General features: G+C 64.7%; 11 protein-coding genes. 6 read left to right on the top strand and 5 right to left on the bottom strand.

Going from position 1 to position 9,209, the window contains the following annotated elements:
- On the bottom strand, nucleotides 1-795 hold a 795-nt coding region (locus tag C449_RS07915), incomplete at its 3' end, for an MBL fold metallo-hydrolase (RefSeq protein ID WP_006077462.1).
- Between the two features lie 204 nt (nucleotides 796-999).
- On the opposite strand from C449_RS07915, the gene C449_RS07910 reads away from it, so the two are divergent.
- The 5 genes from C449_RS07910 to C449_RS07890 all read left to right on the top strand — a co-directional run bounded on the left by C449_RS07910 (nucleotide 1,000) and on the right by C449_RS07890 (nucleotide 4,349).
- On the top strand, nucleotides 1,000-1,245 hold the full coding sequence (locus C449_RS07910; RefSeq protein ID WP_006077461.1) for a sulfurtransferase TusA family protein: 246 nt from the start codon (nucleotides 1,000-1,002) through the stop codon (nucleotides 1,243-1,245).
- Nucleotides 1,246-1,303: 58 nt separating this feature from the next.
- Nucleotides 1,304-1,873: a DsrE/DsrF/DrsH-like family protein gene (locus C449_RS07905; RefSeq protein ID WP_006077460.1), complete on the top strand. Its 570-nt coding sequence runs from the start codon at nucleotides 1,304-1,306 to the stop codon at nucleotides 1,871-1,873.
- A gap of 75 nt (nucleotides 1,874-1,948) precedes the next feature.
- Nucleotides 1,949-2,389: a DUF302 domain-containing protein gene (locus C449_RS07900; RefSeq protein ID WP_006077459.1), complete on the top strand. Its 441-nt coding sequence runs from the start codon at nucleotides 1,949-1,951 to the stop codon at nucleotides 2,387-2,389.
- 2 nt (nucleotides 2,390-2,391) lie between these two features.
- Nucleotides 2,392-2,952, top strand: a complete 561-nt coding sequence (locus C449_RS07895; RefSeq protein ID WP_006077458.1) for a class I SAM-dependent methyltransferase — start codon at nucleotides 2,392-2,394, stop codon at nucleotides 2,950-2,952.
- Between the two features lie 245 nt (nucleotides 2,953-3,197).
- Nucleotides 3,198-4,349 (top strand): MBL fold metallo-hydrolase, encoded by a 1,152-nt coding sequence (locus C449_RS07890; protein WP_006077457.1) that lies wholly within the window; start codon nucleotides 3,198-3,200, stop codon nucleotides 4,347-4,349.
- A 9-nt stretch (nucleotides 4,350-4,358) separates the two neighbouring features.
- On the opposite strand, the gene C449_RS07885 is transcribed toward C449_RS07890, so the two are convergent.
- From C449_RS07885 to C449_RS07875, 3 genes are all read right to left on the bottom strand, one after another.
- Nucleotides 4,359-5,003 (bottom strand): SdpI family protein, encoded by a 645-nt coding sequence (locus C449_RS07885; protein ID WP_006077456.1) that lies wholly within the window; start codon nucleotides 5,001-5,003, stop codon nucleotides 4,359-4,361.
- Nucleotides 5,004-5,084: 81 nt separating this feature from the next.
- Nucleotides 5,085-6,059: a PLP-dependent cysteine synthase family protein gene (locus C449_RS07880; protein ID WP_006077455.1), complete on the bottom strand. Its 975-nt coding sequence runs from the start codon at nucleotides 6,057-6,059 to the stop codon at nucleotides 5,085-5,087.
- A gap of 115 nt (nucleotides 6,060-6,174) precedes the next feature.
- Nucleotides 6,175-6,525, bottom strand: coding sequence for a hypothetical protein (locus tag C449_RS07875; protein ID WP_049913966.1), 351 nt, complete (start codon nucleotides 6,523-6,525; stop codon nucleotides 6,175-6,177).
- Between the two features lie 118 nt (nucleotides 6,526-6,643).
- On the opposite strand from C449_RS07875, the gene C449_RS07870 reads away from it, so the two are divergent.
- Nucleotides 6,644-7,021 (top strand): thioredoxin family protein, encoded by a 378-nt coding sequence (locus tag C449_RS07870; protein ID WP_006077453.1) that lies wholly within the window; start codon nucleotides 6,644-6,646, stop codon nucleotides 7,019-7,021.
- Here C449_RS07870 and C449_RS07865 read toward each other — a convergent pair.
- Entirely contained in the window at nucleotides 7,018-9,183 is a 2,166-nt protein-coding gene (locus C449_RS07865) for a thioredoxin domain-containing protein (RefSeq protein ID WP_006077452.1), read from the bottom strand. The genes C449_RS07870 and C449_RS07865 overlap by 4 nt on opposite strands.
- Nucleotides 9,184-9,209 lie beyond the last annotated feature (26 nt).

Genomic DNA, 9,209 nt, shown 5'->3' with positions numbered 1-9,209 from the left:
AGAGATGTGTATAAGAGACAGCCGGACGTTCTCGACCCGGTAGGCAGTCATCCCCGACGTGTGACCGGGCGTGTGGAGCGCCTCGATCTCGGTCTCGCCGATGGCGATCGTCTCGCCGTTCTCGATCGTCGCATAGGCAGTGTCGTCGTCAACACCACGCTCGGCGGCGGACGCGGGAAGGAACGCTTCCGCACTGGTCCCTGCGGCGACGCGACGGACTCCGCTGATGTGGTCGGCGTGGATGTGGGTGTCGAGCGCGGCCGTGATCTCCGCTCCCAGCGTGCGCGCGTCCTGGTGGTAGGTGTCAACGAACGCCCGGAGTGGATCGACGACTGCGGCCTCGTCGCCGCTGACGACGAGATACGAGAGACAGCCGCTGGAGGGGCGCTGGTACTGGACGACCGTGGCGTCGACATCGACGGCGAGTTCATAGGATTCGTAGAGATCCGCCCAGCCGTTCATGCCGCGTACGAGATGACGGACCTCGTAGCCGCGTTCGGCCAGCAAGCCGGCGACGTACTCGCTCGAATCGCCCTTCGCACAGAGGACCGTCACGTCCCGATCGTCGGGAATCTCCTCGAAGACGCCGTCGTTGACGTCGCCGAGCAGAAATTCGAAGTACGGCACGTTCCGGACGGTGACGTTCGGTTCGTCGATGTGCCACTCCTCGAACGCCTCACTCGAACGCGTGTCGAGCAGGAACACGTCCTCGCTGTCGTCGATGCGCTCTTTCAGTTCGTTCGGCTCGATCGATTCGACATCGACGGCCGGGTCGGGGAACGCTTCGTCACTCATCGTACCCGCCTACCCGTTCGGCCCCGATAAGTCTTCGTATAGAATAGTGAATTCTATACAATATAGTATAGTTGGATTCGAGACTTTCGACGTCAGAACGCTGTCTATTCTGCTTCTGATGATTTTTAGGCCAGGGCTGTGCGGTAGATGCACAAGACTTTTGAAACGCTCAGTCAATATTGTTTAGTAGAGGCAAGATAAAACATGAGCGACGAACACGACACTGCCGAGACGCTCGACGTCACGGGAGAGAACTGCCCCATGCCAGTCATCGAGACCAAACAGGCGGTCGACGGGCTGGGGAGCGAGGAGGTACTCGAAGTGCTCGCGACCGATGCCGGGAGCATGAGCGACATCAAGGGGTGGGCCGGCTCGACGACGGGCGTCGAACTGGTCGATCAGACCGAGGATGCGGACGTGTACAAACACTACGTCCGGAAAACCGCATGACGGCTATCGACGGGATCGGATCGCGCACGTCGACCGATCGATCGGTCGGGCGGCAGCGATGAGCACGGAGACCCAGCCCGCCGCTGGCGAGTCGGTCGAGGACGTTGCAGCCCTCGAAGCACGCATCGAGGAGCTCGAAGCCGAACTCGCCGCGGTTCGGGACGACGACGAGCAGCGGATGGTCATCATCGCGACGAAGGGGACCCTCGATATGGCGTATCCGCCCCTGATCCTCGCTTCGACGGCCGCAGCCTTCGGCTGGGACGTGACGGTGTTTCACACGTTCTGGGGGCTCGAAATCCTCCACGAGGAACACTCGCAGGAACTGGGGCTGAGCTCGGTCGGCAATCCCAACATGCCGATTCCGAACGTCATCGGGGCGCTTCCCGGCATGGATCGGGCGACTGCGAAGCTGATGGAGCGGCGCATCGTCGACAACGATGTCGCAAGCGTCGAAGAGCTCGTTCGGACCGCACTCGACAGTGGGGTCGATCTTCAGGCGTGCCAGATGACGATCGATCTGCTGGACTACGACGACGCCGACTTCTACGACGACGTCGAGACGGGCGTCGGCGCGGCGAGCGCCTTCCAGCGCATGGCCGACGCCGATATCCAGCTGCTCGTCTGAGTCGGTCCGCTCCCCTCAACTGGCGGATCTCACGAACCGAAAGCGATTTTCACGACAGACACAATACTCTACACGATGACGCTACCCATCGATCCGGCTCAACTGGACGAAGACGACATCGGTGTGAAACGAACCACCCTTGAGATGAGCCACGAGGACGCGATCGAACACGTTCGTGAGGTGTTCACCGACGCTGGGTTCGGCATCCCCAGCGAGTTCTCACCGTCGGAACTCCTCAACGAGAAAGTCGATGCCGATCGTGACCCGTACTACGTGCTCGGTGCGTGTAATCCGGCCATCGCCGACCGTGCGCTCGACGCCAGCGACAACCGAATGGGTGGGCTCTTTCCCTGCAACGTCGTCATCTGGGAGGAAGAGCCCGGCGTCCAGACCGTCTATCACGTTTCGATCATGCGGATCGCCCGACTCGTCGGGATGGCACCGGACGGCGACACGATGGCCGACATCATCGAAGACACCGGCGAACTCGCCGACGAAGCGTTCGAGGCGCTGTGACGATGGGGTATCACACGTTCGACGTCGACAACGCCGACAAGCTGGAGGAGGCAGCGTGGCGCTACCGGTTCCTCTCGGCCGAGGAACTGCTGGGGGCACTCGCACTCTCGTCGAACCACGCTGCCGCCGACCTCGGCAGCGGAACAGGGTTTTACACCGACGACGTCGCACCGCATGCGAGCGAGGTCTATGCGGTCGACATCCAGGAGGCGATGCACGAGTACTACCGGGAGAAGGGCGTGCCGGCGAACGTCGAACTCGTGACGACGGGTATCGAGGACCTCCCGTTCGAGGACGGCAGTCTCGACGCCGCATTCTCGACGATGACCTATCACGAGTTTGCGAGTGACGACGCGTTCGCGGCAATCCACCGGGTGCTCGGGCCCACGGGACGGCTCGTCATCGTCGACTGGACTGCCACGGGCACCGGCGAGAACGGCCCACCGCTCGACGAGCGATACACTGCCGACGCGGCCGCGGATTCGCTCCGTGACCACGGGTTCGCGATCGAGCACGAGATCAGTCGTCCGGAGACGTTTCTGCTGGTCGCGACGATCGAGTAGCCACCCGTCGGCGTTCACCCGCCGCCGTGCTCGGGTCGTCCAGCCGATTCCACTCAGCACGGTGGGCACGATCGCTCCGAGACGGATCGGGCCGATACGCCCCCGAGAGACCACCGGAGAACAACGGCACGTAGTGAATACCGGACCTGAATCGCAGCCTGCGTCGTCTGTCGGATGATTCGTGGATCCAGTAGCTGTGTGCAAGAATGTTTATTTGTCCCAATACCGTACAGACGAGCAGAACGATGTTCGAGACGATCACTGCCAGAGAGGTCGCTGACGCACAGGACGCGGGTGTGGACGATTTTACACTCGTCGACACGCGTCCGGCGGACAGCTACGAGTCGTGGCGCGTGCCGGGCGCGGTGAACGTCCCGTTCGGGCCGACGGAGACGCTGGGGGCGGACCAGCGCGAGGCGATCGCGTCGGTGGCGGACGGTAAGCGGATCGTCACGATCTGCGGGAAGGGTGCGACGTCGACGATCCTCGCCGCCGAGCTCGACGCCGACGGATTCGACGACGTCGCGGTCGTGACAGGGGGAATGCGCGAGTGGAACGCGCTGTACGAGACCGCCCGCGTGGACACCACGAGCGACGATCTCGTGATCGTGCAGTTCCAGCGTCGGGCGAAGGGCTGTCTCTCCTATCTCGTCGGCTCGAAACGCGCGGGCGAGGCGGTTGTCGTCGACCCTACGCGACACACCGATCAGTACGTGACCACCGCCGCCGAGCACGGAATGACGATCACTCACGTTCTCGACACCCACGTCCACGCCGACCATCTCTCCGGCGGACGGATGCTCGCGACACGACTCGGTGTCCCCTATCATCTCGGCGAACGCGCGGCCGAGCGCGACCTCGATTACGAGTTCGAACCGCTGGCCGACGGCGAGACGATTACGGTCGGCGATACTGGGATCGAGACCCTCGGCGCACCCGGTCACACCACCGAGATGGTCGCGTATCGTGTCGGCGACGACGCCGTGCTCACCGGGGATAGTCTGTTTCTCGATTCGATCGGTCGCACGGAGCTCGAATTCGGCGACGAAGGGGCCGAGGACGGTGCGGAGATGCAGTACGAGACGCTTCACGACACGCTGCTCGAACTCCCCACAGAACTCACCGTCCTACCGGGCCACGTCACCGTGAACAGCGACGGCACCTACGAGAACGCCGCGCCAGGCAAGCTCGTCGGGCGATCCCTCGGAGAAGTACAGGACCGACTCGACCTCGTGGCCCTCGATCGGACGGCATTCGTCGAGCGGATGATCGAGAACGTTCCCGAGAAGCCCGACAACTACGAGACGGTGATCGCGATCAATCGTGGCGTCGAGAGTGTCGAAAGTTCGCGTGCGGCGACGATGCTCGAAACGGGCGCGAACAACTGCGCGGCCTGAGGGGACCCCTCACGTCGCTCGCTGGCGTCTGTACACAACGTAGGAGTAGATGGTGACGTACACGACGGCGACCGCGAGCGGGACGAGGAAGAACACGAAGCCAGCCCCAGGGAAAACAAGTCCGCCGAGCGCGAGCACACCCGCGAGTTTCAGCGCGAGCGCGGCCCGGTGGTTGGTTCGCTCCCATACCCCCTCGTCGTCGAGCGTCCACGGAGTGCGGACACCAGCGATCCAGTTCGGTTCGGCGTGCTCAACGAGGAGTCCGCTCGTGTAGAGCATCGCGGCGAGACCCGGAGCGAGCGCCGCACCGATGGGTGGCTGGACGCCGAGGTTCCAGAGCAGCGTGAGCCCGTGGACGTAGCCCAGAAACCACACTATCCCGGCGGCGAACCACTCGTACGCGTCCCGGAACGACTCGATGTTCTGGTCGTTCGGGTCGAGACGCGGCGCGACCAGCAAGACCACGTAGACGCCGATGGTGAACACCGGGAGGAAGAACGCACCCGCAAGCCGCGACATCGTGCCGTCGACCTCGCCGCTCGCACCCCAGTGGGTCGCCATTCTGGCCGGGAGCTCCGGATAGACGACGACGCTCGCGAGGCCGGCGAGCACGATCGCTGCAACCCCGATGATCCGGGGACGGCGGTGTTTCACGACGCGAGCTACGAGTCGTGTCGATATAAGTTTTTAGTCTGTCACGAACGGCGGTGAACCGTCTCCAACGAGATCGGCCGATTACTCGTCGAACATCCCGGTCGAGAGATAGCGCTCGCCGCTATCGGGAAAGACGGTGACGACCAGCGGGCAGTCGTCGTACTCGGTGGTGGCCGCCTCGCCGCTCCCGTCGGCCCGAAGCTCCGTCGGGGCGGGCGGGCAGTCGAGTTCGGGCCTCGCGAGCCGCTCGGCGACCCGACGGGCGGCAAGGTTCGCCGCGCCGCTCGACTGGCCGACGATGATTCCCTCCTCACGCGCGAGGCGGCGACACTCGGCTTCCGCAGCGTCGATTCCGACGGTTTCGACCGTGTCGATCAGTTCTCGACCCAGTATCTCGCTCACGAACCCCGGCCCCATTCCCTCGAACTCGTCGATCCCCGACTCGCCGGTCGAAAGCACAGCATTCGCTTCCGGCTCGACCGCAACGACTTCCATCGCGGGAAATTCCTCGCGGAGCCGGCGAGCGATCCCGGTAAGCGTACCGCCGGTGCCGACCGCGGCGACGAGCGCATCGACGTCGCGTCCCTCGACCTGCTCGACGATCTCTTTTGCGGTCGTCTCGTAGTGAGCGCGGACGTTCGCACGGTTTTCGAACTGCCGGAGTTGGACCATCCCCTGCCGTTCGAGTTCGTCGGCACGCTCTTTCGCTTGCTCGATCTCGCCATCCACGAGTTCGAGATCCGCGCCGTAGGCCGCCATGACCTGTCGGCGCTCTTCGGACTTCGAGGCGGGCATCACGACCGTGAGATCGTAGCCTTTCGCCGCCGCGACGACGGCGAGGCCGATCCCGGTGTTACCGCTCGTCGGCTCGACGAGTCGATCGCCGGGTTCGAGGCTCCCCTTGCGCTCTGCGGCCTCGACCATCGCCTTCGCGGGACGGTCTTTCGCCGACCCGCCGGGGTTTTTCGACTCGATCTTCGCGGCCACGGTCGCACCCTCGGGCGAACCGACCTGCACGAGGGGCGATCCGATGGCGTCGAGGATACTGTCGTCCATTACCAACCGGTACGGAACGCGTCCCTAAACCGGTGACGGGATTCGGGAATCGTGGTTGCAAACGATGCCGCAAAAACGTATGCCGCCGACTGGGACCGCAGCCGACGCCGACCGATCAGGAACCGTCCCCGACGTATTCGACGACGGTTTCGACGCCGCCGGATTCGAAGGACGCGAAGTTGACGACTACGAACGCGACCAGCAAGAGCCCGGCGAGCACGCCGAACGCCAGCGATAGCGTGCGCCGGTCCGCTGCCGAGAGTCCCCAACGGTCACCGGCCCACTCCGTGGCGAACAGTCCAGAAAGCACCAGCGAGAGACCGATGGCGGCGATGTGCCCACCCCCGAGTACCGATACCGGGACGAGCAGGAGACCGTAGCCGAACACCAACAGTCCGACGAGTATTACCAACGTTCCGATAATACTGAACGGCCTGTTGGAAATGATAGATGTGGTATCACTCATGGAAATAGAAAGGACGGCAAACAGGATAACCGTTGCGTGGCTACTGGATGGCAGTCGTTCCCTGGCTGCTCAATGAGTCGAACCAACGATATAAGCCGGCCGGTGACGAAGACCGGCCATGAGTCTCGAAACGATGTCGCCGAACCCGGTCTGGAACCCCGCGGGCTACGAGGACGCGATCGACGCCGTCGGCGAACACGCCGACAAACTCACCGTCCGGGTCTGGGGTGGCGACTGGTGTAAGGACTGCCGGGCCATCCTGCCGGATTTCGCGGCGGCGCTCGACGAGGCTGGCGTCCCCGAGAACCGGATCGAGGAGTACGCACTGGATCAGGACAAGCAGGGCGAACTGGTCGCCGAATACGACATCGAATACATCCCCACGGTCGTCATCGAGCGCGACGGCGAGGAGGTCGCACGGTTCGTGGAGGACGAACCCGAACCGCCGATCGTCCACCTCGCCGAACAGCTCGACGCGCCCGAGCCGACGAACTAACGCGAACGGTCGTCCGCTGGAGTCGATTCTGGGTCCGCATCCGTGTCGGACGCGAGCCGTTCTACCCACGACAGCGCGTCCTCGATGTCGGTCTGCGGCGGCGAGCAGGTGAACGACCGACAGACGTACGCCGTGGGCTCGCCGTCGCGCTGGTCCCGATCGGCCCAGATCGCCGGCGGGTCGTCGAGTCCGAGCCGGTCGCACCACGTGGCGAGTTCCTTGTCGGAAGGTGGTCGCCGCGCGAGGAGTCGACGCGGGAGGTAGCTTCGACCGATCCGCTCGCGCCAGGCGTCGGGGACCCCATCACTCACGACCGTCCATTCGAGCGACCCGGCGGCGTGACGATCGGCCGCGAGCGCGAGCGACGCGCGCCGGAGCGGACTCGATTCGACGGTCTTGGCGTGGGTTTCGAGGGACGTTGTGGCGATCCCCTCGAAACGATCGTCGGGAGTGAAGTGGTCCAGCGCGAGCAGGACGTCGACCGCCACCCCGGTGCTGGAGGGCGTCGACTGGTCGTCGAGCTCCTGAGGCCGCGCGACGAGCGACTCCCCCGTCTGCGGGGTGAAGTAGAGCGTCTCCTCCTCTGAGTCCCAGAACTCCGTCTCGATCGTGCGCGCGAGGTCGAGCGCGAACGCGAGGTGGTCGACATCGCCGGTCGCCTCGTAGCAGTTGAGCGCGCCGCGCGCGAGGAACGCGTAGTCTTCGAGGTAGCCGTCGATCTTCACGTCCTCGTCCTTGTACCGCCGCTGGAGGCGCTTTTCCTCGTCGTCCCACAGGTGTTCGCGAATGAAGTCGAGCGCCGTAACGGCGGTGTCGGCGAAGCGCGCGTCGAGCGTGAGCCCAGCCTCGGCGAACGCCGAGATCATCAGGCCGTTCCATCCCGCCAGAATTTTCTCGTCGCGTGCCGGACGTGCGCGCTCGGCTCGTGCTGCGAACACCGTCTCGCGGGCGCGTTCGAGTTCCGCCTCGATCTCCTCGGCAGTGGTGTCGTGCTCGTCGGCTAAGTCCTCGATGTCGGCACTGAGTGTCAACACCGTCGTTCCGTCCTCGAAGTTCCCCGTCTCGGTGACGCCGTAGCGCTCGCAGAACAGGTCGGCCGCGAACTCGTCGTCGACCGCGTCGTGAACTTCGTCGGGCGTCCAGACGTAGAACGCCCCCTCTTCGTGTTCGCCGGATTCGTCCTCGCTCTGAGCGTCGAGCGTGCTGAAAAATCCCCCGTCGGGGTGGTGGAGCTCGCGTTCGACGAATCCCAAGGTCTCGCGGGCGACCTCGGCGTAGCGTTCAGCCTCTGTCCGGCGGTAGCCCGCGAGGTACGCCCGGACGAGTTCGGCGTTGTCGTAGAGCATCTTCTCGAAGTGGGGCACCGTCCACTCGCGGTCGGTGGTGTACCGGTGGAAGCCGCCGCCGACGTGATCTCGCAACCCGCCATCGGCCATCGCGTCGAGCGTCTCGCGGGCGACCTCGTCGAAGACCGCTCTCCCTGTTCGTTCGGCAGCTCGCATGAGGAGATGGAGCCGGCCCGTCTGGGGGAACTTCTGGCCGCGACCGAACCCCCCATACTCGCGATCGGCGCTCTCGACTGCCTGCTGGGCGGCGGTTTCGAGCAGGTCGCTGCCTGGTGGGTCGCCTGGCTGCTCGGGCGTCGCCTCCAGCTCGCCGGCCATCGCACCCGCCCACTGGTCGGCGCGACCCTCGACGTCCTCGCGGTCGTCTTCCCACGACTCCGCGATCGAGTCGAGCAGGTCGAGGAAGCCGGGCTGGCCGCGCTTCGCGTCGCGAGGGAAGTACGTGCCGACGTAGAACGGTCGACCGTCGGGCGTGAGCCACACCGACAGCGGCCACCCACCCTGGCCCGAGACCATCCCGCAGATCGTCTGATAGAGTCGGTCGAGATCGGGCCGCTCCTCGCGATCGACCTTGATCGGAACGAAGTCGTCGTTGAGTCGCTCGGCTACCGCCTCGTCCTCGAAGCTCTCGTCTTCCATGACGTGACACCAGTGACACGCCGAGTAGCCGATCGAGAGGAAGATCGGGACGTCGCGCTCGCGGGCTGCCGCCAGCGCGTCGTCGTCCCACGGCTGCCAGTTGACGGGGTTGTCGGCGTGCTGGCGGAGATACGGACTCCCCTCCTCCTCCAATCGATTTCGCTCGGTGGCGTTCATGGCTCACCTACGCGCCCCGTCACGGG

Source organism: Halococcus saccharolyticus DSM 5350, from assembly GCF_000336915.1.
Lineage (GTDB): Archaea > Halobacteriota > Halobacteria > Halobacteriales > Halococcaceae > Halococcus > Halococcus saccharolyticus.
This window is presented reverse-complemented; position numbering and strand designations above follow the sequence as displayed.

Coding starts and splice junctions, on each gene's coding strand:
- C449_RS07910 (WP_006077461.1), top strand. CDS start 1,000: ATGAGCGACGAACACGACACTGCCGAGACGCTCGACGTCACGGGAGAG.
- C449_RS07905 (WP_006077460.1), top strand. CDS start 1,304: ATGAGCACGGAGACCCAGCCCGCCGCTGGCGAGTCGGTCGAGGACGTT.
- C449_RS07900 (WP_006077459.1), top strand. CDS start 1,949: ATGACGCTACCCATCGATCCGGCTCAACTGGACGAAGACGACATCGGT.
- C449_RS07895 (WP_006077458.1), top strand. CDS start 2,392: ATGGGGTATCACACGTTCGACGTCGACAACGCCGACAAGCTGGAGGAG.
- C449_RS07890 (WP_006077457.1), top strand. CDS start 3,198: ATGTTCGAGACGATCACTGCCAGAGAGGTCGCTGACGCACAGGACGCG.
- C449_RS07880 (WP_006077455.1), bottom strand. CDS start 6,059: ATGGACGACAGTATCCTCGACGCCATCGGATCGCCCCTCGTGCAGGTC.
- C449_RS07875 (WP_049913966.1), bottom strand. CDS start 6,525: ATGAGTGATACCACATCTATCATTTCCAACAGGCCGTTCAGTATTATC.
- C449_RS07870 (WP_006077453.1), top strand. CDS start 6,644: ATGAGTCTCGAAACGATGTCGCCGAACCCGGTCTGGAACCCCGCGGGC.
- C449_RS07865 (WP_006077452.1), bottom strand. CDS start 9,183: ATGAACGCCACCGAGCGAAATCGATTGGAGGAGGAGGGGAGTCCGTAT.